This window comes from Candidatus Paceibacterota bacterium (genome assembly GCA_041661265.1).
In the GTDB taxonomy this organism is placed as follows: Bacteria; Patescibacteriota; Minisyncoccia; order JAHIHE01; family JAGLIN01; genus JBAZUT01.
On sequence record JBAZUT010000006.1, the window covers coordinates 1 to 24,679 of the forward strand.

At 42.6% G+C, this 24,679-nt stretch carries 21 protein-coding genes; 12 read left to right on the forward strand and 9 right to left on the reverse strand.

The features are described from left to right. Nucleotides 1–273 precede the first annotated feature (273 nt). Together lepA and WC788_05220 are read left to right on the forward strand one after the other, a co-directional pair. The gene (gene lepA, locus WC788_05215) at nucleotides 274–2,091 is read left to right on the forward strand and encodes a translation elongation factor 4 (GenBank protein ID MFA6096998.1); all 1,818 of its coding nucleotides are present in this window, start codon (nucleotides 274–276) and stop codon (nucleotides 2,089–2,091) included. 299 nt (nucleotides 2,092–2,390) lie between these two features. Then, nucleotides 2,391–3,005, forward strand: a complete 615-nt coding sequence (locus WC788_05220; protein MFA6096999.1) for a hypothetical protein — start codon at nucleotides 2,391–2,393, stop codon at nucleotides 3,003–3,005. 224 nt (nucleotides 3,006–3,229) lie between these two features. Here WC788_05220 and WC788_05225 read toward each other — a convergent pair whose 3' ends face one another. Next, nucleotides 3,230–3,991, reverse strand: coding sequence for a hypothetical protein (locus tag WC788_05225; GenBank protein MFA6097000.1), 762 nt, complete (start codon nucleotides 3,989–3,991; stop codon nucleotides 3,230–3,232). A 301-nt stretch (nucleotides 3,992–4,292) separates the two neighbouring features. Here WC788_05225 and WC788_05230 point away from each other — a divergent pair, with 301 nt between their 5' ends. The 10 genes from WC788_05230 (at nucleotide 4,293) to WC788_05275 (ending at nucleotide 15,246) form a co-directional block, all read left to right on the forward strand. Then, on the forward strand, nucleotides 4,293–4,631 hold the full coding sequence (locus WC788_05230) for a hypothetical protein (protein ID MFA6097001.1): 339 nt from the start codon (nucleotides 4,293–4,295) through the stop codon (nucleotides 4,629–4,631). 98 nt (nucleotides 4,632–4,729) lie between these two features. Then, entirely contained in the window at nucleotides 4,730–4,972 is a 243-nt protein-coding gene (locus WC788_05235; protein MFA6097002.1) for a hypothetical protein, read from the forward strand. 21 nt (nucleotides 4,973–4,993) lie between these two features. After that, nucleotides 4,994–5,374: a YraN family protein gene (locus WC788_05240; GenBank protein ID MFA6097003.1), complete on the forward strand. Its 381-nt coding sequence runs from the start codon at nucleotides 4,994–4,996 to the stop codon at nucleotides 5,372–5,374. A 44-nt stretch (nucleotides 5,375–5,418) separates the two neighbouring features. After that, nucleotides 5,419–6,570: a hypothetical protein gene (locus tag WC788_05245; GenBank protein MFA6097004.1), complete on the forward strand. Its 1,152-nt coding sequence runs from the start codon at nucleotides 5,419–5,421 to the stop codon at nucleotides 6,568–6,570. Between the two features lie 184 nt (nucleotides 6,571–6,754). Next, complete coding sequence (locus WC788_05250; protein ID MFA6097005.1) at nucleotides 6,755–9,232, forward strand: YfhO family protein; 2,478 nt, start codon at nucleotides 6,755–6,757, stop codon at nucleotides 9,230–9,232. 215 nt (nucleotides 9,233–9,447) lie between these two features. Then, entirely contained in the window at nucleotides 9,448–9,819 is a 372-nt protein-coding gene (locus tag WC788_05255) for a hypothetical protein (protein MFA6097006.1), read from the forward strand. A gap of 163 nt (nucleotides 9,820–9,982) precedes the next feature. Beyond that, on the forward strand, nucleotides 9,983–12,604 hold the full coding sequence (gene clpB / locus WC788_05260) for an ATP-dependent chaperone ClpB (GenBank protein MFA6097007.1): 2,622 nt from the start codon (nucleotides 9,983–9,985) through the stop codon (nucleotides 12,602–12,604). A gap of 30 nt (nucleotides 12,605–12,634) precedes the next feature. Further along, a complete protein-coding gene (locus tag WC788_05265) occupies nucleotides 12,635–13,438 on the forward strand; it encodes an isopentenyl phosphate kinase (protein ID MFA6097008.1) in 804 nt (267 codons plus the stop codon). A 9-nt stretch (nucleotides 13,439–13,447) separates the two neighbouring features. Further along, nucleotides 13,448–14,272 (forward strand): hypothetical protein, encoded by an 825-nt coding sequence (locus tag WC788_05270; GenBank protein ID MFA6097009.1) that lies wholly within the window; start codon nucleotides 13,448–13,450, stop codon nucleotides 14,270–14,272. A gap of 11 nt (nucleotides 14,273–14,283) precedes the next feature. Next, the gene (locus tag WC788_05275) at nucleotides 14,284–15,246 is read left to right on the forward strand and encodes a S1C family serine protease (protein ID MFA6097010.1); all 963 of its coding nucleotides are present in this window, start codon (nucleotides 14,284–14,286) and stop codon (nucleotides 15,244–15,246) included. Between the two features lie 135 nt (nucleotides 15,247–15,381). On the opposite strand, the gene WC788_05280 is transcribed toward WC788_05275, so the two are convergent. From WC788_05280 to WC788_05315, 8 genes are all read right to left on the reverse strand, one after another. After that, nucleotides 15,382–15,936 (reverse strand): hypothetical protein, encoded by a 555-nt coding sequence (locus WC788_05280; protein MFA6097011.1) that lies wholly within the window; start codon nucleotides 15,934–15,936, stop codon nucleotides 15,382–15,384. Nucleotides 15,937–16,155: 219 nt separating this feature from the next. After that, entirely contained in the window at nucleotides 16,156–16,461 is a 306-nt protein-coding gene (locus WC788_05285) for a hypothetical protein (protein MFA6097012.1), read from the reverse strand. A 576-nt stretch (nucleotides 16,462–17,037) separates the two neighbouring features. Further along, nucleotides 17,038–19,167 (reverse strand): hypothetical protein, encoded by a 2,130-nt coding sequence (locus WC788_05290; GenBank protein ID MFA6097013.1) that lies wholly within the window; start codon nucleotides 19,165–19,167, stop codon nucleotides 17,038–17,040. Further along, nucleotides 19,164–20,153: a hypothetical protein gene (locus WC788_05295; GenBank protein MFA6097014.1), complete on the reverse strand. Its 990-nt coding sequence runs from the start codon at nucleotides 20,151–20,153 to the stop codon at nucleotides 19,164–19,166. The genes WC788_05290 and WC788_05295 overlap by 4 nt, the downstream gene beginning before the upstream one ends. A 568-nt stretch (nucleotides 20,154–20,721) precedes the next feature. After that, entirely contained in the window at nucleotides 20,722–21,438 is a 717-nt protein-coding gene (locus tag WC788_05300) for a hypothetical protein (protein ID MFA6097015.1), read from the reverse strand. Nucleotides 21,439–21,881: 443 nt separating this feature from the next. Beyond that, nucleotides 21,882–22,805: a hypothetical protein gene (locus WC788_05305; protein ID MFA6097016.1), complete on the reverse strand. Its 924-nt coding sequence runs from the start codon at nucleotides 22,803–22,805 to the stop codon at nucleotides 21,882–21,884. 314 nt (nucleotides 22,806–23,119) lie between these two features. Then, nucleotides 23,120–23,623 carry a hypothetical protein gene (locus tag WC788_05310; protein ID MFA6097017.1) on the reverse strand — a complete coding sequence of 168 codons (504 nt, stop codon included), beginning with the start codon at nucleotides 23,621–23,623 and terminating at the stop codon, nucleotides 23,120–23,122. Between the two features lie 264 nt (nucleotides 23,624–23,887). Next, nucleotides 23,888–24,676 (reverse strand): radical SAM protein, encoded by a 789-nt coding sequence (locus tag WC788_05315; GenBank protein ID MFA6097018.1) that lies wholly within the window; start codon nucleotides 24,674–24,676, stop codon nucleotides 23,888–23,890. Nucleotides 24,677–24,679: the final 3 nt, after the last annotated feature.

A 24,679-nucleotide genomic window follows, 5' to 3' on the forward strand; every position in this document is an offset into this window, starting at 1 on the left:
GCCCAGATCATACATTTGCCGGATTCCTCGATTTCTACCGCTCCATATATGCCGGAAATTATAATAATTTATCTCCGTCTTCGAACTCTCGATATTTGCCAAATCAAGCAAAATATAATAGTCTATATTATAGATACTGTGGTTTATACAGTTTTTTTAATCGTTTGCTTAAAATGTGGAATGTAGAAATTGGTAAGCGGATAATGAGGATGGCAATCCTTCAGAATTCATAATTTCTACTCTCCACTTTCTATTTTCTACTCTCAAAATTTTATGTCCCAACAGAATACAAGAAATTTTTGCATAATAGCACACATCGACCACGGAAAATCCACTCTCGCGGACCGCTTGCTCGAACTCACGCACACAGTTGAGCAAAGAAAGATGAAGGATCAGCTTCTTGACCAGATGGACCTTGAGCGGGAAAGGGGCATAACCATAAAGCTCCAGCCCGCAAAGATGGAATACGAGCTGGACGGACACAAATATACTCTGAATCTCATCGATACTCCGGGCCACGTCGATTTCACCTATGAAGTTTCAAGATCACTTGCGGCAGTCGAAGGCGCCATTCTTCTTGTCGATGCGACGCAGGGGATCCAGGCGCAGACACTTGCAAACCTGTATCTCGCGCTCGAGCAAAACCTCGTCATCATTCCGGCAGTCAACAAGATCGACATGCCAAACGCGAAAGTTGAGGAAGTTGCGCGAGAGATAAGCGACCTCGTCGGAACTCCGATCGACAAGATCCTCAGGATTTCCGCAAAGACCGGCGAGAATGTTCCGAAAGTTCTTGAGGAAGTGATAAGATCCGTCCCTCCGCCGAAGGGCGACAAGGAGAAAGCTCCGAGAGCGCTGATCTTTGATTCATATTTCGATTCATATAAAGGAGTTGTTGCCGAGGTCAGGATCGTCGACGGATCGATAAAATATGGAGATAAAATATATTTTCTGAAAGCAAAGCAAAGATCCGAAGTTCTTGAGATCGGGATCATGAAACCCACCCTCTTGAAAACCGGCCATCTTGAGGCCGGAGACATCGGATATATTGCGACAGGACTCAAGGAAGTTTCAAAATGCCGCGTCGGAGATACTATCACCAAATATGAAAGTGAAATGGATGAAGAGGGCTATGTAAGCAAGATTGAAGCGCTTCCCGGATACAAAGAAGTAAAGCCCACCGTTTTCGCCAGCATTTATCCCGTTGACGGAGAACAATATCCCGAACTCCGCGATGCTCTGGAAAAGCTGAAACTGAACGATGCATCTCTTTCATTTGAACCGGAGACTTCCACGGCTCTCGGCCGCGGTTTCAGATGCGGATTCCTTGGAATGCTCCACCTGGAGATCGTCAGCGAAAGACTCTATCGCGAATACGACATGAACCTCGTCATCACGACTCCTTCCGTTTCATATAAGATCATAAAAAAGACCGGCGAGGAGTTCGTTATATATTCACCGGCTGATATGCCCGACCCCGGAGTCATCGAAGAGATCCAGGAGCCATGGGCGAAGCTTGAGATAATCCTTCCCAAAGACAAGATCGGTCCCATCATGAAGCTTGCGGAAAATTCCCGCGCCGTTTACAAAAGCACGAATTATCTTTCCGAAGACAGGGTTATTCTTGAATATGAAGTCCCGCTCATAAACATTATCGTGGATTTTTATGATAATCTGAAAAGCGCTTCGAGCGGATTCGCTTCTATGAATTATGAGCTGATCGGATTCAAAGAAGGCGACCTCATCAAGCTTGATATCATTGTCGCGGAAGAAAGAGTTGAGGCATTCTCAAGGATCGTCCCGCGAGAAGAAAGTTTCAACGAAGGAAAAAGGATCGTTGCAAAATTGAAAGATGTGATCCCGAGACAAAGTTTTGCCGTTGCGCTCCAGGCGGCGATCTCCGGAAAGATCATCGCAAGAGAAACCATAACGCCATACAGAAAAGACGTGATCGCCAAGCTGTATGGAGGCGACGTCACCAGAAAAAGAAAGCTGCTCGAAAAACAGAAGAAAGGCAAAAAAAGGATGAAAGCTTTCGGCAAGGTTGAGATCCCCCAGGAAGCATTCTTGTCTGTACTGCGCAAACGCTAAATACATAAGAAATAATGGAACGTCATCCATTATTTTTTTTATTTTCATCGAAATTCTAAAGGAACTCATACGATGGATATTCTCGCTCAATAGACCCGGACAATAAATTTCCGCAGATCTAATATTGACATTTTTACTTTTGTATGATACAATAGCATGTTGTTTTTCAGCCAGATCAAAAGGTTCTTTGTGAAATGACCTATTTTTCGCTCGTCAGATTGCCTATGGATCGCGGGATCAATATTAGATCTGACTGCCAGAATATGGTTGGCAGTTCAACTCTACGCGAGGTGAATTAATTGAGATTTAATGACCTTAAAAAAGAATTAGCGACAAAGATCCACATGATGATCATTCATTCCAAAGTGAGCGGGATCAGATGCATTAAGGGCATTGACGAAGCAACGTTCGATGAAATGAATTCAATGTATTTGTGGACAAAACGGGGAGATCCGGTAGAGAATATCCTTTGGAAGAAAATGGAAGAAAAAGCGATAAAATTCGAAAACATGGAATTTATGGCGCTTCTTTCGATCTACCAGTTAGACAATCTGTGCAATTGCGGATCACGATGCCACACCAAAGAGGAAAGTGAAAAGCTCAAAAAGAGATTTTCCGGAACAAAAAACAGATTGTTCGAAAAGTTTCTTGAGATGAATCTGAACATTGGCCAGTGCACAGAACTATTGCATTCACTTCTTTTATGCCCCGATGTGGAGGGTTGCAGAGATCTGAAGAAAGCAATATTTCAAAGAAGCTTCCAAAATGTCACAGAAAATGACGATTGGAGCGCACTGCTGGCCATGGCTCTGGTGGAAAAGCAACGGGAAACGGCTAACAGCGCAGATCCTGACATTATCGACATCAAACCGATCGGAATAACTCAAGATGATAATATGTTATTAACAATATAACAAATTTATCTTCTTTTTTTTAGAAAAAAACATAAACGTCGCGCTTCCGATAATACCGATCTCGGATTATGAACCCAACTCCGCTGCAAGCAGCGGAGTATCGGGGTAGGTTTTTTATGAGCTGTTTCGGCTCCGCCGAGACTTTCTTTCATAAGCCATTCATCCCCGTGGCAAGCCACGGGGTTTTATGGCACCATAATAAAAAATGGGGCCAACTAATTTTGTCAGCTCCCAAATATGGATCTTATTAATTCTTCTCTTTTTTTCTCGTTTTTATCATTCCAGTGAATTCCCATAAGGGATAGCACTGCCCCCCATTTTTTGGAGTATTCGGCTGCGCCCCTTGACTCTTTGCCCTCGAGACATTTATACATTTCTCCCTTTAACAGAAAAATGCGAGATAGCATGTCAAAATGCTTATTTGCTATTTCGTGCATTTCAATTCTTGAAAGTTCTTCGACCCCTTCTTGCCACCTATTTCTGTTATAATAGAACTTCGAGAGAAGATATCCCGAGATTATTCGGGTTGCCGATGCAGTTCTTCGAACTTCTCTGTTGCCTGAATTTTCAAGCTTTTCCAGGATCGGGAACATTTTTTTGAATATCTCTATTCCGGAATCGAGATCTTCGATACTTGCTTCTTCTCTTATTTCCAGTGTTTCAAATTGAATGAACTCGACAAAACATTTTTCATTCAATAACTTCGAAATTGTGCTGAGGGCATCCTTTACTGAAAATACTCGGTTTCTTTCAAGCGAATATACCACCAATCCTGCGCGAGCCAGGATCCTCTCATCAAAACTGCTATATTCATCCTTTCTGACTGCATCAAAAATGAGTTTTGCAGCTTCTATCTCCCCTCTATCCCAAAGGGAAAGAGCTTCAATGATCTCAGACCCTTCATCGTTCACTCTCAGAAGCGATCTGGCAGTCCCGAACAGCGCGTAAACATCGCTTTCTATTTCCATAATATCTTGCATTGCCATGATTTATCACCCTTTTATATTTCCCAGTATATGATCTTAATTTCTCTATGTAAAAGTGCATTACATACACAGCGGATATATGAATTTCCGCCCTTTTACCCATAGATCTTTTGATATGGGATAGTCAGAATAAACGGGTCAACTCTTTATTCCGGCTATCCTACACCAAATTCATCACCATACATATTACATTATTTTACCTATTTTGTCAATATCAGCGGGTTATGCCGAAACCTTTTCGCGTTATTGACACGGGATCGGATATGTGATAGTTATAAGCTATCGCAAGCAGGAGGGCAAAATGAGAAACAAAGTAACAGTTCCGGATGAGATAACCGACGCGATCAATATCAATGTGCTGGAAACCGCATTCAAATATATCAAAGTCTTGAGAATGCTTCCGGCCGAAACGAAAAATGTCGCACAAGTTCTGGGTTTGGATATGAAAGAGGCGGAAACTGCAATGACAAAATTAGATGATCTTGGACTTGTCAGCTGGCACAAGAATGACGGTATAGTGCATAGAACCGGAAGAACAAGAACAGTAATGGATATCGTAAAAATGATGAGGTCAGACATAGAGCCTGACGCGCAAAAGATATTTATGAAAGAAGTTTGCACAAATCTGAAAAAAGGATGATCCTTTTTTTTATTTTTTATCCCTTGACAATACGCTTGCATTTTTATATATATAGTTATAAACTGTATGTATGCAATTTAAGCATTTAATCAATAAAGATGAGCAAAAAAAACAAGTTCAAGAATCGCCGAGCGGCCCATATTTCCGAGACTCAGAAAACGGAACATGTGCATAAACATGCGCCGGAAGCCGTTGAAAGCAATTACAATATGATATCTGATTTCATGTGGCTTTTTGCGATCATCTTCTTTTATACCGGAATCGTCGTCGCTCTTTATTATTACGACAATCAGACTCACGCTCTCAGCTCGATCACGGCGAAGGTGCTTTCTCAGCTTTAATCATATTTTCCCTTATTAAGCATGCATGACAATAAAGACAAGGGCAATTTGGGAGAAAGCATCGCATGCGACTTCTTGAAAAAGGAGGGATATGCCATAGTTGAAAAGAACTACCAGAAAAGGATCGGGGAAATAGACATCATTGCAAGAAGAAATGATATTCTGCATTTCGTTGAAGTGAAAACGCGGTCGGATTCCAGCTTGGAAATGTTCGGGCTTCCCCAGGATGCCGTCAACGCGCAAAAGAAAAGAAAGATTATCAGGACTGCGTTGTATTACTTACAGGAGAATCTGTTTCCGGAAGACACTTCCTGGCAGATAGATGTGATCGCCATAACGATAAACTGGCAAAGAAAAAAAGCTAAGATATGTTTTCTGGAAAATGCGGTCGAAAACTTTTAGGCTACAAAGCATTATCTATATCTTTTAACAACTCACAAAAAAAAATGGAAAATAATACCCAGGAGAAAAAGAACGAAGTCGTCCAAAATCCGGGCGAAGCGTCAAAAACAGATGCTGCGATCCCCGGTTTGAACACGGACAAAAAAAGAAGTTTCTCGATCAAGCTTTTTGTAAAACTGATAATCGTTTCGGTGCTTATTATTTCAGCTGCCCAGATATATCTATATGATTCAAACAAGAACGGAAGCGATTCCGGACTGGGAAATATCATAAAGAGCATTGTCCCCGGTGAGAATAAACAGGCAGGAGCCCTCAGCAATACCGACATAGAGAACATAATCAAAAGCTTGGTCCCGTCAGGAACAGCAATAGCCCTCAAAGATGTCACAAAAGAAGATGGTCTTTATAAGCTGAGCATTTCCATAACGGGTCAAAATGGACCGCAGGATCTTACCGGATTCCTGACCATGGACGGAAAAAAGTTTTTCCCGCAGGTAATAGATGTTACTGAAGCTCAAAAGCAAGTAGCTGCAGCCGGCAATACGGCATCCGCCCCGGCCCAGCCCAAAGAGATCGCAAAGACCGACAAACCGAAAGTGGAGCTTTTCGTCATGAGCCACTGTCCTTATGGAACTCAGATCGAAAAAGGCATGCTCCCCGTCGCAGACCTGCTCAAGAATAAGATCGATTTCACGATCAAATTCGTCAACTACGCAATGCACGGAGAGAAAGAAGTAACCGAGGAACTGAATCAGTATTGCATCCAAAAAGAACAGACGGCCAAATATGAAAATTATCTGAAGTGTTTCCTCAAGGCCGGAAACTCAAGCGACTGCATCAAAAGCGCGGGGATCAATACAAATCAGCTGAACACCTGCGTCAAAGCGACCGACAAGACCTTCAAGATCACCGAGAAGCTGAACGACAAGAGCACTTGGTCGGGAGGCAACTACCCTCCGTTCGATATCTATAAAACCGAGAACGAACAATATGGTGTCCAGGGTTCTCCGACTCTGGTGATCAATGGCGCAGTGGCCAGCGCCGGCAGAGATTCAAAAAGCCTTCTTTCAACCATTTGCTCGGCCTTCACAAATCAGCCGTCGGAGTGCAGCCAGCAGCTGTCTAGCACGCAGCCCGCTCCGGGATTCGGAGATGGAGCTGCGGCAAATCAGAACAGCTCATCTTGCGGAAATTAGTTCTTTTTCAAAAACAGCCTTTCGAAAGAAAAGGCTGTTTTTTTTGGCCGGATCGCCGGCCATAAAGATCAGGACATATCTCGTGCAAAGAACATGCCCGGCAAATAAACACCTCCTGTACTTTATCTGCGGTTGTATGTTATGATAATTTCAGAATTTTATTATATATCGTAAACAATTGAATATGCGCATCAAAGAATTCATGGGAATATGCTCGGTTTTTATTTCCGTTCTGACATTATTTTTCTATAAGTCGATCTTTTACGGCTTAAGCATGGTTCCGGCAAGCGTTCTCTATAAATCGGATTATCTCTATGGACCGCTATCCAAGCAAGCGGAGAACTTCAGAGGCAATGACCTGATCTCCGATCTGGTCTATCAGATGTATCCCTGGCATGCTTATATATTTCAAAGTCTTAAAAATGGCTATATCCCCCTATGGAATCCATATACACTGGGAGGCATGCCATTTTTAGCCAACGACCAATCATCCATTTTTGAGATAACAAAACTGTTCTCCTATTTAACGAATATTTCCGCAAATGACTTTTATGCTTTTTCCGGTTTTGCATCGCTTCTGATGGCCGGCATATTCACTTATGCATTTTTAAGGAACCTCGGGGTCGGGAAATGCGGGTCGATGGTAGGCGGTTTTTCTTTTATGTTTTCCGGTCCGATAGTCGCTTGGATGGGATACCCCCTGACCAGCGTGGCCATTTGGCTTCCCTTTCTGCTCCTGTTTATTGATAAGATATTACAGCACGACAGAAACAAAATGTACATAGGACTGTTCTCTCTCGCTATCGGATTTCAGTTCTTTGCCGGAAATCCGGAAATATCGCTGTTTCTTCTTTCGGTTTCCGCAGTCTATGCCATTTTCAGGCTTAGCGAATACAGACCATGGAAGACCGGAAAAAAGATGATCATGAAAAAATCCGTCTCGCTGACTCTGGGGATAATTCTGGGATTTTGCATTGCTTCGGTCCAGGTCATTCCGACGCTTGAACTTTTAAAACAAAGCACCTCTTTCATTACGGGCAGGGACGGCCTGGCGGGAAACGACATAGGCCGGATCATAACAAAAGAATGGAATGGATGGCGCAATCTCAGTGACGTGAAAGATTCCCTGGGAAACATTGCACTGGTGATCTATCCTGATTATTTCGGCAATCCCGCGAACGGACAATATTGGGGCGCGAAAAATTACAACGAGAACGCCTTTCATCCGGGGATCATTCCTTTGATCTTTGCTCTATTGGCCATATTAAGCTCGCTGCATAGGCTCGGCGCGAACAGAAAGAATATATTTTTTTGGACTGCCATCGCTGTTTTCTGCATGGGTGTTTTCTTGAATTTTCCGGTCTTCAGGATCGTTTCCTATCTGCCCATGTTCGAGCTGACGATTATCGGCCGTTTGCGTTTTGTGTTTGTTTTCGCCTTAGCCGTATTGGCCGCATATGGAACGGATCATTTCCTTAAAGCGGACAAAAAAGAACTGAAACGGCGGATAATATCGTTCAATATTCTATACGCGCTGACATCTGCGGCAATATTCCTGTTTGTTGTGGTGGGAAAGAGATATTTTTCCAACTTTAGCCTGACAAGCAAAGACCTGATCCCTGAAGCGACACTGATTGTTTCACTTTTTATTTTTCTAAATTCCGCCTTTCTACTCATCTCGCATAAAGAACATCCCTGGCGGCATAGGCTGGGCAAAGCCATTTTAATTGCATTGGCTGTCGCAGAGCTGTTTTATTACGGCTACGGCTATCATCCCGTCATCCCGAAAGATCTGATCTATCCCGAAAATCCGGCTGTTCAATTTATGCAAAATAACATCGGCAATTATCGCTTTACGAATTATGGCGAGAACGATCATTTCGATTCCTTGCTGCGTCCCAATGCAAGCGTGCTTTGGAACCTGCAGGACATTCGCGGATACGAAATAGTTCAGATCTACAGATATGAAGTTTTTAAGAATGTTTTCGAAGTTTATCTGAAAGACAGATACGCCTATAAATATTTCCACCATAGATTTTTTGACATCTTGGGCGTGAAGTATTTCATTCAAGGCAAGAACGATCTGGAAACGAACAAGGTCCTCGAATCTACCGACGGCATTGAGCTGGCCTACAGCGACTCATACGTGAATATTTATGAGAATACGGAGGTCATACCCAGAGCTTTTGTAGTTTTTAATATCAGTAAATTTCCGGGATTTAAAGAAGTCATCAACAACTTCCTGTGGAATGAAGATTATAGACTTGATAGCACCGCGCTTATCGAAACGGAACGGAACGAAGAAACGCCGACATTCGAGAATGACCCTGCTCTGGAGAGCAAAGAGGCTGGGATCATTTCGTATAAACCCAATGAGATCCGGCTTACAACCGATGTTCAAAGAGACGGATATCTGGTCCTAACGGACGTATATTATCCGGGGTGGAAGGCATATATTGACGGACATGAAACAAAAATATATCCGACCGATTCCCTCTTTCGCGGAATTTTTGTTCCGGAAGGAAAACACATGATAACTTTCAAATACAGGCCGGATTCATTCTATAAATCGATGTATATCGCCATTTTCGGATCAGCAATATCTTTGCTTCTGATCCTGACCCACCTGCTGAAGCGCAAGAAGATCGGGACCGGTGATTAACAAACCGGAAAGGATCCGGCAGCGGATCCGCCGCAAAGCGGAACAGCGTATCTCGCATGACCCGGCTGCATATCCACAAACAGTCTTTTCAGAAGAAGAGACTGTTTTTTTATTCTGTTTTTATTGCTTGAACAGTTGACAATTTAATAATATTGTTTACAATTTACGGTCGATGCGACAATTGGAACATTACCATATGACATGGAGGGATCGATATGACCACATCGGTTAAAAGAAAGAAGAAAAGGAGATTGCTGAGGATCGCAAGAGATCTCGAGGACAACAAACTTCCGGAAAACTGCCTTTCCTGCGAAAAGGACATGTTCAGTTCCATTCACCATTTTTTCTGCGACAAGTGCTGGAAGAACATCCATGATAAGATGAGTGATATCCGAGGCAACGGCCCGGCAAGATGGTGCCTCATCTGCGGCAGGAACATCCTGGAATCGACATATCGATATCTTTGTGAAGCTCATGGCAAGAAGATCGAAAAACACCACGGAAAGACATTGGCGAGAAAAAGAATAACGAAAAACGGAACACGAAATGTTCCTTTCTTTTTTGACTTTTGCCTGTCAAAAAGATAAAATTATACATATTGCTGCATTGTTGTATTGCTATATTGTTATATTGTTCCATCATATTGTCCGTTTAATATCAAAGATGCAAGCGACATTGCACTGAAAGAGCAGATTGAAAACGATAATATTGATTTAGCAATACGACAATATAACAATTAACTTTTTTTATATGATAGATCCCAGTAAATTCACCACGAAGTCGCAGGAGGCCATAGCTTCCGCACAAGGCATTGCCGCAAAGCAATCTCAGCAGCAGGTCGATGCTTCTCATCTTCTTCTTGCACTGATCAAGCAGGAAGGCGGAGTTGTTCTTCCTGTCCTGAATAAGCTGAATGTCCAGATAAATTTTCTCGAAGCGGAGATCGCCGCCATAATAAGCAAGATGCCGAACATACAGCTGCCGCACCAGGTGCCCGGACAGGTTTATCTCACAGTATACCTCGGCCATGTTCTTGAGGGCTCGGCAAGAGAAGCCGCGAAGCTCAAGGATGATTTCATAAGCACAGAACACATACTCCTTTCGATAACCGAACTCAACGGACCGCTTAAGGATGTGCTGATAAAATTCAATGTAACCTATGAAAACATTCTGAAAGTCCTTGTTGACGTAAGAGGCGCGCAGAGAGTGACGGACTCGGAACCGGAAAGCAAATTCCAGGTCCTTGAAAAATATGCGCAAAATCTCACCAAACTTGCAAAAGAAGAAAAATTGGACCCCGTGATCGGCCGCGAAGAAGAGATCAGGCGCGTCATGCAGGTCCTTTCCAGAAGAACAAAGAATAATCCGGTTTTGATCGGAGAAGCCGGCACCGGAAAAACGGCTATCGTCGAGGGACTTGCCCAAAGGATCGTTGCGGGAGATGTCCCGGAATCGCTGAAGAACAAGCAGGTTATCGCACTCGACCTGGGTTCGCTTGTCGCCGGAACAAAGTTCAGAGGAGAATTCGAAGAAAGACTCAAAGCGGTCTTGAAAGAAGTGGAGCAATCGCAGGGAAAGATAATCCTTTTTATTGACGAACTCCATACGGTTGTAGGAGTCGGAGCCAGTGAAGGTTCAATGGACGCTTCGAATATGCTGAAGCCCGCGCTCGCCAGAGGAAAACTCCATACCATAGGTGCAACAACGCTTAAAGAATATCAAAAATACATCGAGAAGGACGCCGCCCTCGAAAGAAGATTCCAGCCTGTTTATGTCAAAGAACCGAGCGTCGAGGACACAATTTCCATTTTGAGAGGCATCAAAGAAAAATATGAGGTCCATCACGGGGTCAGGATAACGGACTCAGCTTTGGTCAGCGCCGCAACCCTTTCCTCAAGATATGTCTCGGACAGATTCCTTCCCGACAAAGCGGTTGATCTCATCGATGAGGCCGCTTCGGCCCTCAGGATGGAAATTGACAGCATGCCGGGCGAGCTGGACAAGATGAAGCGCGAACTCAGAAGATTCGAGATCGAAAAGAAAGCTCTCGAAAAGGAAAAGGACAGCGATTCCAAAAAAAGAGAAAAGGAGCTGACCAAGACCATCGCCGACCTGAAAGAAAAAAGCAAAGACCTTGAAATACAATGGAAGAATGAAAAGGACATAATCTCCAACATCCGTTCATCCAAAAAAACGATCGACGGCCTGAGGCAGGAAGCCGAGATCGCGGACAGAAATGCCCAGCTCCAGACTGTTGCGGAGATACGGTATGGAAAGATCCCGGAACTTGAGAAAAAAATAAAATCCGACCAGGAAAAACTGCTGAAGATACAAGGCAAGCGCCCCATCCTGAAGGAAGAAGTCCAGGAAGAAGACATCGCCAAAGTAGTTTCGAGGTGGACGGGAATACCTGTCGTAAAAATGATCGAGGAGGAATCAGTGAAACTTTCCCACATGGAAGATGAAATAGAAAAAAGAGTGATCGGACAGAAAAACGCCATTAAAATAGTTTCCAACGCGGTCCGAAGATCGAGAGCGGGCATCTCTGAAGAAAATAAGCCCATAGGATCTTTTATCTTCATGGGTCCGACCGGAGTGGGCAAAACAGAACTTGCCAAAGCGCTTGCGGAATTTATGTTCAACGACGAAAACGCGATGATCAGGATCGACATGAGCGAATATATGGAACGGCATGCGGTATCGAGGATGATCGGATCGCCTCCCGGCTACGTCGGATTCGAAGAAGGCGGACAGCTCACGGAACAGGTGCGAAGAAGGCCGTACGCGGTAATACTTTTCGACGAGATCGAAAAGGCGAATCCCGAAGTATTCAATATCTTCCTTCAGATCCTGGACAACGGAAGACTGACCGATTCGAAAGGAAGGGTCGTAAACTTCAAAAACACCATAATAATCATGACATCCAATATCGGGAACGAAATGATCCAGGAATATTCCTCCCTTGGATTCGTCAATCGCAATGAAAAAAAGAAAAATCAGGACGAAGAGTTTGAAGGGAAAATAAGGGCGGAGCTCAAACATCACTTCAAGCCGGAGTTCCTGAACCGCATCGATGAGGTAATAATTTTCCATTCTCTGACACAGAAAGAGATAAGCGAAGTCGTCGATCTGCAGATAGCGAAAGTGGCTGAGCGTCTATTGAAGAACGGCATAAAGATAACCGTCAGCGAGAGAGCAAGATCATTGATCTCAAAAAGAGGCTATGACCCGTCTTATGGCGCAAGACCGTTGAAAAGGGTCATTCAAAACGAGATTCTCGACGCGCTCGCCCTTGAGATAATCGCAGGCAAGATCAAGGAGGGCGACAGCGTCAGGATCGACTGCGAGAAGGAAAAGATCATTTTTAAATAGAATCGTCTTGAGATATTATCACAATAATAAATGAAAACTGGCAATCTGGTCATTATAAAATTGGGCGGATCGGTTCTCACAAGAAAAAAACAAAACAAAAAAAAGATCGAGCGAAAAAACCTGAAAAGACTTTCGGGAGAAATTGCATCTGCAATGAAAAAAGACGGATTCAAACTGATCGTCGTACACGGCGTCGGATCGTTCGGACACGTACTCTCCGAAAAATACTCCCTAGCCGGTGGATTCAGAAACAAAGAACAGATCGGGGCTATTTCCGACATCGGATGCGATCTTGCGAAACTTGATCTTGAAATATCAGAGGAGCTCAGGAATTGCGGCGTAAGTACAATATCGCTCCGGCCGTCATCGCTCTTCTATTCCGATTCCGGTAAATTGAAACTGCAAAATCTGAAAATAGTATCCAAAGTTCTGGAATTGGGTTTTGTTCCGATGCTCCATGGAGATATTGTCTTCGACGCACAGAAGGGATTCGGCATCCTGTCCGGCGACAGCATAATCCTTCATCTTGCCAAATATTTTAAACCGAATAGAATCATATTAGGCACCGATGTTGATGGCGTTTTTGATTGTGATCCGAATCTCCACAAAAATGCCAAATTAATAAGATCAGTAAACAGCGGCAATCTCGAAAACATAGACCTTTCCGGATCGACGGCAATAGATGTTACCGGAGGAATGAAAGGAAAAATATTGGAACTCCTGAAGCTTCCAAAGTCAGTAAGCTACTCCCAGATCGTAAACATATCTAAACCGGGCGTATTGGAAAAAGCGCTCCTCGGAAATACGCACCTCGGCACCATTATAAAACCATAACTATAATTGATGTATATTTCAAAATATCTGAAATTCGCGGTTCCCGCTCTCATGTTCTTTATCGTACTTGATATCTTCTTCCGGAGCTTCGCATTGTCTTTCAATTCCCTGTTTGTTCTTTTTCTCATTTCAACCTTAAGCGCTTTTTGGATAACGAGATACAAATTCCTGCCCGTACTCCTTTCACTGATATCTTCCAGCAGCATAGTTCTGTTCTTTATTACGTTCGGAGAAAAGAATCTGCAATATATCTATATGGCATTCTCCTCGATGCTTTTTATGTTTTCGCTGATCGGAATGGATAAATTTTTTGCCCGGAAAAGCGACCCGGGAGAATCGAAGGAAATGAAGATAAGCATCCTGGATTCCGGGTTCAATCTCAATCAGTCCATAATAATGTTTTCTATATTCCTTTTCTCCAGCGGCATCTACGGGATCTACACCGATCTGGGTTTTCCGACATGGATAGTGCTGGCGGTCATATTCCTGGAAACCCTGGCCTCGACTTTCTATCTCACAAAGATAAACTTCATAAAAAGCAAGGAACTTGAACTCCACCTCGACAGCGCAAAAAACAAGACATTCGGCTTTTATTCATTCCTGTTCGCGCTTCTGATCTCAGAGCTGGTCTGGGCTCTCAGTTTCTGGCCGTCAAATCAGCTGACCGTTGGCGCGATCGTCCTCATTTCCTACTACACGGCATGGAATGTACTCAGAAGCTATCTTCGTAACGAACTGACCAGAAGCACGATAATGTACAACCTTTCATTCTTTATCGTTTCCGGAATCATTATGATCATAACCAGTAAATGGGATATTTTAGCCACAATTTAATCTTAACAAAAATGAAAAACATAACCATCAAATCCATCAGAGACAAGCAAAAACAAAGCGAGGAGGCCGCCGAAAAATTCTTCAGCAAGCCTAAGGATGATATAATAGTTGAAGATCTAAGCGATAAATGCAAATACAAAAAATGCCATTGCGTATATAAATTTATACTATATGCGATATTCGTTCTGATAGTCGGAGGCATAGGCGGGATCGCGGCAGACAGGATTGCATTTCCCTATCTCATTGCCGCATATCCACAGCTGAACAAATACGACTTTATAAAAAAGATCAACGAAGGCACGACGGTCGTCAGAATAACTGAGAATGTAAATATCACGGAAGATAAGGCCATCGTTGAATCGATCAAAAAAGTATCCCCCTCCATCGTACGCATCCTCAAAAATACTGATCCCAAGAGTTCGGAATATAAATATGCAAGCAACGGTATTATTTTAACGAGCAACGGCTATATCGTCACATCATCGAAGATATTTGCCGACAAGGCCGCAGTTGTTTCCGCCGATACCAATAAAGATACGGCGAACGACACGAAGACGGAAAAAACCGAAACACTCTACAGCGTCAGACTGAATGACGGAAAAACGCTTGAAGCCAAACTGGTGAACATGGACGCGGTTTCCGGACTTGCAATAATCAAGATCGAAGAGAATAACCTGCCGGTTATTCCGCTGGCTGATTCGGATGATCTGGAATTGGGCGAAAGACTTATTCTCATAGACGACGGCATTGCGATCGACATAGTTTCAAAGTTCATAAACGACTATATATCGCCCCTTGATAAAAACGAGAGTCCCAAAATTCAAAAACGAATCATGATCATGAAAACATTGAGCGACTCATATAACGGCGCCACCGTTATCAATGTAAAAGGAGAAATAGTCGGTATCAGCGAAGGCGGAGACCTTTTCATTCCGACCAATGAGCTGAATAATTTTGTGAAAAGCGTCATGTAATGATCTGCCGAAACAAAAATAAGCGCCGTGCTGCGGCGTTTATTTTTTTGAAGCCCTAAAACATGCTCGATGTGTTTCAGGGCTTTTTCAAATCCACAATCCATATTGCAAACTTGAAAAAATAAAGAGAAAAGATCATTGTGTCAAATTGTTTAATTTGACATATTGGTTTACGGCCGTCGCCGTTATCTCTCTCATCGAACCTATGACGGAATCGTAGTTCGTGTCCGCCATCTGAGTATAGTTATACCCGACGACCACAAAGACATCAGTCAGTCCGCTTTCTCTCTGGATTTCCGCAGTAAAAACGGATCCCGAACTAATTCCATTCGTTACTATGAAAACAAATAATGGTTTGGTACTATTGATACCGCTCACGGTACTTCTCAGAATCTCCTTTCCATTGACACGATCATTGCTCTCCGTATATTCGGAAAAGTTATATTCCATCGGAACATATTTTCTATATACCGGTTTTACCGATAATTTCATCGGGAATCGGTCATCATGGAATTCTTCTTGAATAAAGTCAAAATACGATTCGGAGAAATACACCCTATCCGCTCTTGGTAGCATACTATCTGAAATGAATACCACGGGAATCTCGACTTCTCTCTTTTCTTGTTTCATAATTGAGATCGCAGATACGAGAATCAAAGCGACCGCAGCACATACTAATATATATTTCATATAATCACTCCATATCGCGCCCTTTCATCAGAGCAACGAACAGAACGACCGCTGACCCGATCACCCGTTCGCTACTCTGATAAATACCTTCTTTTCTCTTTTTGAATATTTCAATGAACGTTAATTACTAACTCCTTTTTTATATCCTGAACTTTCTTAAATCAATAAACTTCTTCATAAACTTAAGAAAGAAAAGAAAAAGTGATAAGTTTGTTATCTTCAGTACCATCCGCCCTTGATCGGAATTCGCGGTCTTTTCCGTCCGCAACCATATCCATCACTTCCTGAGAATAATTTTGTCGCAGCATAGAAAATGACTGTAAACGCGACTGCTATAATTGGTGCAATTTTGAAGATCGAATATGTATCTTTTCCAAAGCCGTGCAACCAGTTGATACCGCATACAATTACAGCTGCGATCAGGCTCAATACTTCGAAAAATACGAAAAATACGACAACTGTTTTAACTTCTTCTTTGATTTTAACTTTAATTTCTTCGGTTATCTTTATTAAACTCACCGTCATTCCTCCTTTAGATTAATATTATGATAGACAGTGAATTATTCACGTATACTACAAACAATTCACTATATATCAGTCGTAGTAATTTGTTTAGGAGTGGAGAGGGGCGTGGCATGTTCTTTCTTCGAACATTTCCCCTCTCCAGATTATTATTATTTATTGATTACTCTACATATTAGCACGTTTTATGCTTTTTGTCAATAGATGAGGGTAATGCGTACAGACATATTGCACTTTTGACATTCTTGTTAGCTATTCTTCAAAAATCAAGCGAGCAGCCTGGAGAGAGATTTGTTATGTCCTTAAATCATTGACTTATGGCTACAACAAATATTCTGCCCGCCTGGTTTTGAAAGAGAATTATTGTTTGTCGTGCACATTCTTTTGATTCTATCATTCAGGAAACGAAGATCTTTATTTCCTCTTCTAAATTTACCTTTCTTTTCCTTCCCCTCTCAAGAGGGGCGAGGGGTGTGTCAAAACCCTTAAAAAGATAAACTTGGAAAAAATTCGGAGTGCCAAGTGTTTGCCGCTCGGCACTCTTAATAAATATTTTTTATTTTTTTCGGCTCGTTTTATTTAACGTCCGAAAGTTTTGTTGAATTCGGCAAATTCACTTGCCAAACCATCTTTTTCTTCTTTCTTTTCTTCTATTCTTACCTCCTTATTTTTTCCTCCGAGATTCCAGCCCTTGCCGATGCTTGGGCTGACTTTCCCAGACATGCCAGTTGTCCCCTTGAGCCGCTTTTCTATCGCCTGCTCAAGGCATTCAACCGTCGCGAGTTGCTCCGGAGTGCAACCATCTACAGGGAGCTTGTGAACTACGAATTCATGTCCCGCAGCTGTATTGGCCTTGGACCATGAAATTGCAAGCTCCTCAAGATGAACAACTTCCCAGCGATAAGTACCATCGGACTTCTGTCGAGGCACATCATCACTGTCACGTTCGCGAAGCGAGCCGTCTAATCGAATTACCCAACCATCACCCTGGTTAGTCGCTCCGTTTATGCGATGCCAGGCGGTAAAGCCAGTTACAATTTCTCCACCCTTTTCTTTCTCGGCAAGAACAAGGGCTTGCGGTTCTGCGTTTTCCAGAGCATCTATTGCGCATTTGGTGTAATAACACCAATCGCGCACATACTCCGGATTTGCTTCGTCAAAAGGTTGGAAATTCGTATTCGAACGAAGTTGACTTTCTATCTTTTCTCTTATTTCCACAGGGAAACAAGAAAAGGTTTTAGAAGCAACAGTTTCCCGCAACCTAGCAAGCAGCTGCTCTGCCTGCTGTACAAGCGGAATCACTTCGCATGGCGAATTCTTCCACCAAACGACTGCTTCCGCAAGAGGCGTTCCCGGCAATTTCAGCTTATCGGCTGTCGCTTTTTTAGCAACGATTACCGCCTTGCTGACAGTTCTGTCCCGAGTGCTGCTTTCCAGATCGACCGAAATCACTGCCTGACCATGAGGGATATCTCCGAGCTGGTAGAAAGCCAGCTTTTTCTCATCAACAATCCACAAATCCTCTTCTCTTGAAAATGAAGGAATCTGCAATATTATCTGAGAAAAAAGCTTTTCCTCATACTCTTGGATATCATATCCCTTCAGTCCGCGCTTTTCCGCGTGCTGTATTTTTTCGCGGATGTATTTTTCTATTTCGAGTCTGTCCAGTCCGTAATCCATTTCGATTTGGAAACCGATTCCTACATACCCCTCCTTAACTAAATAAGAATGAGCAATGTCTATCCTGACGCCTCCATGATAGGTGGTCCACCTTGAACCGCCGATTCGTGTTCCTCGACTGTCGTTAGATTCATATTCATAGGTAGTATTGTGATCCACCCTGAAATCCTCCACCTTGAGCTTTACCTCAGGAATCTTATCGCTAAGGATTCCCGCTTCGGTCAACACTTTCATGTCAACCTCGGCGATCAGAGAAGCAATATTATCTCCCCACAACGCCTCGGGATGTTCCATTCCATCCGGCGGATTGGAATACAAAGATATTTTCTTTGTCGCAACTCCAACCGGAGTTACGGACGTGAAATCCTGAATCACGGCATTCTTTTCAATGTATGGCGCGCTGGCGATGGCAGGAAATTCCGCCTTGACGAATCCCTTGAAGCGAATTCCCATTTCCACTTCCATGGTTTTTGTTTCTTCCTTGGGCTGATACACCCAAGAATTGGAGTTTAGCGAAATATTCTTCCAGCCCTCACTTCTCCAAGCAAGAGTCATCGTTTCGGTTGCTTTTCCCACACAAACCAACAAAGTTTGTGTGAAATCAATAACCGCACCATCCTTTTCGTTAAAAGACAAAACATTTGCTTCGCCTTTTAATTCTCTTATGATGGCGCCATCCAAATAAGTTGAACCATACAATGGCAACTTATCTTGGATTTTTTCTTGGAGTCCTGACAAAAGCTCTGCAAGTTTCTTCCTGTCTGCCACAAGCTCCTCATCCGCCCTTTTCTGTTCCTTTTCTTGCTTTTCAAATTCCACCACAGTCAGCGCGGAAACCACAGAGAATCCCTTATAGGTTTTCTCTGTTTTTTGAACGATGATTTCCACACCGTTCAGATCCGTGCCGCGATCCTGTCTCGGCCGAATTACAGTAGTGTGAACGAAAACTCTTTTTCCATCCACCGTCACGAAACCGAAACCTCCTTTGGAATTCCAGTTTATGATTTTATTTTTCTGATTAGCACTCATTTCCTATCACTCCTAATTATTTTCGGTGTTTCAATATATTTCTTTTCATCAAGATTATAACACCGCCTACAATCCTGAATAGTTTTTTCAACATCAACAGCCAAACCTTCAATTTGACTGTTTAATTCTTGAAGGTTTTCCGGAACCTTGCTGATTACTTCGAGAATAAACTCGATCAACATATCCAGAAACTCCGGATTCCTATAAACAAAATATAACTGCTTTTGTTCGCATTCATCCATGAGCCGCTTTTTCAGCTCAGTAATGGAACACAAAAGATTCTTTATATTCCCCAGCATCATACACTCATCCTTCGAATAGTATGCCAAAGAATAATTCCAATCTCCTCTGCGCATTCCCTCCCAGTTAAGGATAGGATTAAAAAACCAATCCTCTATTTTTTGTTTAGAGAGAGCTCTTATAATTCGCGGCTTATTTTCAGCCACAAATTTTTCAATCACTTTTTTGACCTCCGCTTTGTAGGACGATGTTCCTACTCGCTGGTCGCCGCAGCCTCTGTCTGTGTGCCCTATCTTATAAGGCTCCATAAGCTCATAAAGCTCATGACACAAACTGCTTCCGGCGCCAAAATTAAAGGTGGTCAATATTCCCATCGAAGTATTAATTATCGTCCATCTCCCGTCTTCGATGGAAAATAAATCTTCAAAAATAACCCTCCCTTTTCCCAGCGTCAGCTGAAGCCTTTTAATTCTCCAGCCGTTTGTTCCGATCCATATTCCTCTCCTTGATTGAGGCGTATGGATAACCAAATCCGCCCCGCGCGCTTCGAGAAACGCCAACTCATCCTTATAATAAGGATACTTTTCCAGCGCCTCTTTTATTACTGCAGGGCCTGCGCCTTTTTGGACACAAAGCCATTCAGGGTGTTTTCCTCCGGCTGTATTCCATCTACCGATAGAAACCTTGCCTTCTGGAAATTCACCATCAATGCCTTTTTTTATTTCACAAACATCATTTTCTGCCATCTTAATCATTTCCTCCAATGTTTATTTTTCAATCACAAAAACACTACAACTATACTACCTATTAAATTGTAATGAACATCCTTTGCCAAAAATTTATTTTTAACAAGGAATAAACTGTTTATCCGGCTTGGACGGAATTATAACCGCTTATTTGAGGATAAACAGATTACTCAGTGCTAAATATTTTTTTAAACTTACCTTTTAAAAAGATAAATTTAAAAAAATTCAGAAGTGCTAAGTAATTCATACTTTCGCACTTCTCTTTTTGCCTGTTCGGACAATAATCATATTGCAGTCCGAACATTTTTTATTTTCCACTGTAAGATTACAAATTCTGCAACCCCCTGAAAAAATAATTTCCATTTTCTCGCGTCCTCCTTGCCGCTTGACCCTGCGGCGGGATTTTCTAAGGCTTCCAAATCATTTCGACTCAGAAGCTTTTCTAAATTCGCCTTTAATTACCTTTAAAGACGAACTAGGAAAATAGAAAGTAAGAAAGAAAGTATGTTTTTCTCTTTCTTACCACTCTTTACCGCATTATTTTACAAAGCGACTATTTTTGACGGAATTAAGTTCGTCTTTCCTTCGCAAGCCACTTTTGCTTGCGCTCCTCCTTCTTCCTTTCGTCGCGACTTATCATAAACGCTTTGAAGCGATCTAGATAACCGCAATCCCTTCTCTCCCTATCGGCAATCTCAAATTTGGGATCCAGCCACGGTGACTCAGGATTCTCGTGTTTCGCGCAGAACATCCTATGCAAAATACTTTTCAGAATATCTTCTGCATTCTTGCCATTCCGAAGTTGAGCTACTTCCGAAGAAGTAATCGCTTTCGCAATATCCTCCATTCGAATGCTCCTGAGATAAGATCGCTCTTGATCAAGCTTCTCGTGATGCTTAATCGTCTTTTCCTTCTCCGCAGCCTCATAAGCCGCTTTTGAATCCGAATTGCTCCATTCGAAATACTCCTTGATCGAAGCAGAAATTTCTACCCCTTCAAAAATCGAGTAGCCGATCTCTTTGTAATATTTCTCCCCTGGTTTATATCTATCTTCGTGAAGAAGTATTTTTTCCACACGGACATACTCCAGACTCAACGGTTCAATCATTCCTTCCTGTCCCCTTGGAGCAGAAATAATCATCTTCTCCTTTGCTTCTATCCGCGAAACCGGACGGAAATCAACTGTCTTTCCTTCTCGATTCCTATGAGCCGTTCCCACGACAATTTCCTTTTTTCCATCGACTTCAACCGGACCAGTGGTCCAGAATTTTTCTACATCTGCCATATTTACCATTCTCCTCCTTGCCTTTAAAACCGCCAAGCATAGGGAATATATTTTCTTTCAGGCGGCCGAGACATTTGCTAATTTTCATTAACAAACATTTCAACCGCCTCAAATATTTTAATGTGCATCACTTCATTATATCTTTCCACGCTACCGCGGGTAATTATCCTCCCAAATCAGGCAAGCAGTTTGGAGAGAGATTTGCCACATTCCCAAATCATTGATTTGGAACCGTGGCAAACTTTCTGCCTGCCTGATTTTGAAAGATAATTTTTAACCACCGAATTACATTCAGAAGCTTTTCTAAATTTACCAACATAAGACTTTATAAACTTTCAACTTTACGAACTTTATAAACTCCTGTGATAAACTTGGAAAAATTGGTGAGAGGAGAATATTTGATATTTTTTCTCCTCTCTGTTTATGTTGAACGGATTTTCCGCTCAAAAGCTCAAACTGATTTTTTGCCCATTTTGCAAAAGCTTCAGTGAGTCTTCTTCTTTACTTGATCCCTCTTCTTTTGTGTTATTTTTTTTCTCCTCCTTTTTTGTTCCTCCGCAGAGAAAGAATGACCCCTTGGCCACTCCAATCTCTTTTTCGATTTCGGCGACCCTTTTTAGCTGGTCTTGCGTAGGACCACTCTTTGGCATCTGCAAAATGTGAAATTTGCTGTCTTCTATGTATTTCAACCTTTTACATTCCCATTGCATGACCAGAATTTCAGAATCAGTGTCGATATCTGTGATATCGAATTCCCTAACTCCATCCGCCCTCCAGTTTTTACCCTCAGCGGTATCCCTGTTCGCCTTAATTATCGAACCACCCGGCCCAATTCCCCAGATATCACAATTATTCATCCCGCCTTTTCTTCGATGCGGACCTTTTATGACCCGCAAAACTTTGGGGGGTGAAGGAGGAGGGATGATGATCTTAATGAATCTTGGCGGACATATCGCCACATATGTCCCCTCATACACCTGGAGTATTGCCGTAGAAATGGCGACAAACTCCTCTTTTGTTCGGCACCTGATTCCTTTCATTTTCATTTCCTCTCCAAGAATAACCGCCTTGTACGGTTTTCTCAGTTCGGGAAACGTTCGATGAATGTCAAGTTTGTACGAGTATACTACCGGATCAGGGTAGCAATAATCACTACCTCGCCATTTCTCACAGCTTGACCCCCTGCTTTCATCCCATTTTAATTTAGGGTGGTCCGAGATGCGAGCACAACTTCCCAAGAACATCGAGAAGTATTTTAACGCATTTTCCCATGCCTCCGGGTCCTTAAAAGTCTCAAACCTTTCCCCGTTTTTAATCCTTATTTCAATTTCTTTTTTTATTTCTTCAATCAACTTTTCATGTGTCATTTTCGATTCTCCTTTATGTTTACAATCATTTCTCAAAAACTCTTCTGAAAAATAATACTCAGTCGAGTTTCGGCATACAAAGGCCAATCTATCTAATTAGCCCTTCTACGCCAAAACCCGGCAAAAGGAGCAAAAATAAATTTATGTATTTCAATGTGCAACTTCAGGCTTCAATCCCGAATCCTCGGGATTAAGAGCTTTTCCAAATCCGCAATTGTCATCCTGAGCCTGCTCGCCTCGCTGTCAGCCTATGGCGAAGCGGGTCGAAGGATTGCGAACTTGGAAAAAATAAGGAAAGATTACTGTGGGTTTGGCTATTTTAATTTAAGCCACCCCCTTCCAACTCCATAGCCTGTCGCCATTTTCAGGACGGCAAGAGGATCTTTTTCAATTCCTCTTTGGAGTTTTTGATAGAAGTCTCCGACCAATTTGCCTGGATTTTCTTCCAAAAACTCTTCTTTGGCCGCTTCTATGACCAGAGCGGCGCTCCGGTTTATGACTTCCTGATTTTTTTTCAGGAAATCCTCCATCTCTATTGTTTTCACAATAGAGATTATTGGAGTGGGGGCATCCTTGATCTGTATGAATGCAACTACTGCTCCCGCAACAACAATTATCGCTAAGCTGTACCATAGTCCTATTGCTACTAGGGCCATTCCAACCACAAATAGTGACAGGTCCTTTATTTTCTTTTTATTCATATTAATCACCCATAAACGGGAAACTATCTGCTGAAAATCAATAGACAGTTTTCCGTTCAAGAGTGATTCAATAACCCTTCCTTTGTTAATGTACTTGCCTCTAATCATTATTTCCAATAAATCAAGGTCTTTAGGCCTCCGATATTTTTATCAGGGACTTTTCTAGATTTACCTTTTTTCTGTCACCCTGAACTTACTTGCCCGCCTTGGGTGGGTTTCAGAATCTTCCATATTCATCGCTTGAAATAATTATTTGCGAAATATACAGTAGATTCTGATCCGCCAGCCGGCGGACAGAATGACATTTTGATGATAAACTTGGAAAAATTGGAAGGAGTGTTTGGTCGTGCGAACTTCACACTCCTTATTAACTATTTTACTTTAGAAGTAAAGGAAGCCATTCGGCTCCCACTTCGCCCGAAGTCCGATCTTGAGCTTCGGGTAAAGTTTCTTTACTTCCCGGATCATCCAGACAACTGCTTCCTTTTTGGGCTGAAGCCAGTTGCATCCCCGAACCGGAGAATACATTCTCCATGTCCAGAACTCATTTTCGTTATTTCCGCCTTTCATTATGTCTTCAGCAAGCTGAAGCATATCATCAAGTGTGGTTGTCGCGAAAATCGGAGTCCTGACGTCCACCAAAACGCCGGTGTCGCTCAAGGCGTCCTGGACCTGAAGAGATCTCTGATACATTTTCTCTCCAAGTTTTTGATCCAATCCGGTTCTTGCCCCCATTTCTGATATGGGCGCTTTGAGATCGATCGCTGCCGATTCAAGATATTGCAACAACTTTCTGATCAAGGCCGGACTCGATCCATTATGAGCAACGGATATCTTTTTGCCGTATGTCTCAAAGACATATTCGGCAATTCGCATGCTCACAGCGGGAAACATAACCGGGTCTCCTCCGGAAATCCTGACAACCTGATCCTTTGCGATGGCATCATCGCAGACTTTCAAAAGGTCCGTCTCCGATGCCTCAATGGAGCTTATTATGTCGCCTTCTTTGGTGACAAAAGCTCCATCTCTTTTGCAATAAGGGCAATGAAAATTACATGCCCCAAATGAAATGATTCGGGCGTCGCAAATTTCCCTCTCCATCGCTTTATAGAAATAGAGGGGGCGAACTTCTCCGCCTACTACTCCTCCGTGCGTCAACACCTTTATCATTTC

Coding starts and splice junctions, on each gene's coding strand:
- lepA (MFA6096998.1), top strand. CDS start 274: ATGTCCCAACAGAATACAAGAAATTTTTGCATAATAGCACACATCGAC.
- WC788_05225 (MFA6097000.1), bottom strand. CDS start 3,991: ATGGCAATGCAAGATATTATGGAAATAGAAAGCGATGTTTACGCGCTG.
- WC788_05230 (MFA6097001.1), top strand. CDS start 4,293: ATGAGAAACAAAGTAACAGTTCCGGATGAGATAACCGACGCGATCAAT.
- WC788_05235 (MFA6097002.1), top strand. CDS start 4,730: ATGAGCAAAAAAAACAAGTTCAAGAATCGCCGAGCGGCCCATATTTCC.
- WC788_05240 (MFA6097003.1), top strand. CDS start 4,994: ATGCATGACAATAAAGACAAGGGCAATTTGGGAGAAAGCATCGCATGC.
- WC788_05245 (MFA6097004.1), top strand. CDS start 5,419: ATGGAAAATAATACCCAGGAGAAAAAGAACGAAGTCGTCCAAAATCCG.
- WC788_05250 (MFA6097005.1), top strand. CDS start 6,755: ATGCGCATCAAAGAATTCATGGGAATATGCTCGGTTTTTATTTCCGTT.
- WC788_05255 (MFA6097006.1), top strand. CDS start 9,448: ATGACCACATCGGTTAAAAGAAAGAAGAAAAGGAGATTGCTGAGGATC.
- clpB (MFA6097007.1), top strand. CDS start 9,983: ATGATAGATCCCAGTAAATTCACCACGAAGTCGCAGGAGGCCATAGCT.
- WC788_05265 (MFA6097008.1), top strand. CDS start 12,635: ATGAAAACTGGCAATCTGGTCATTATAAAATTGGGCGGATCGGTTCTC.
- WC788_05270 (MFA6097009.1), top strand. CDS start 13,448: ATGTATATTTCAAAATATCTGAAATTCGCGGTTCCCGCTCTCATGTTC.
- WC788_05275 (MFA6097010.1), top strand. CDS start 14,284: ATGAAAAACATAACCATCAAATCCATCAGAGACAAGCAAAAACAAAGC.
- WC788_05280 (MFA6097011.1), bottom strand. CDS start 15,936: ATGAAATATATATTAGTATGTGCTGCGGTCGCTTTGATTCTCGTATCT.
- WC788_05285 (MFA6097012.1), bottom strand. CDS start 16,461: ATGACGGTGAGTTTAATAAAGATAACCGAAGAAATTAAAGTTAAAATC.
- WC788_05290 (MFA6097013.1), bottom strand. CDS start 19,167: ATGAGTGCTAATCAGAAAAATAAAATCATAAACTGGAATTCCAAAGGA.
- WC788_05295 (MFA6097014.1), bottom strand. CDS start 20,153: ATGGCAGAAAATGATGTTTGTGAAATAAAAAAAGGCATTGATGGTGAA.
- WC788_05300 (MFA6097015.1), bottom strand. CDS start 21,438: ATGGCAGATGTAGAAAAATTCTGGACCACTGGTCCGGTTGAAGTCGAT.
- WC788_05305 (MFA6097016.1), bottom strand. CDS start 22,805: ATGACACATGAAAAGTTGATTGAAGAAATAAAAAAAGAAATTGAAATA.
- WC788_05315 (MFA6097018.1), bottom strand. CDS start 24,676: ATGATAAAGGTGTTGACGCACGGAGGAGTAGTAGGCGGAGAAGTTCGC.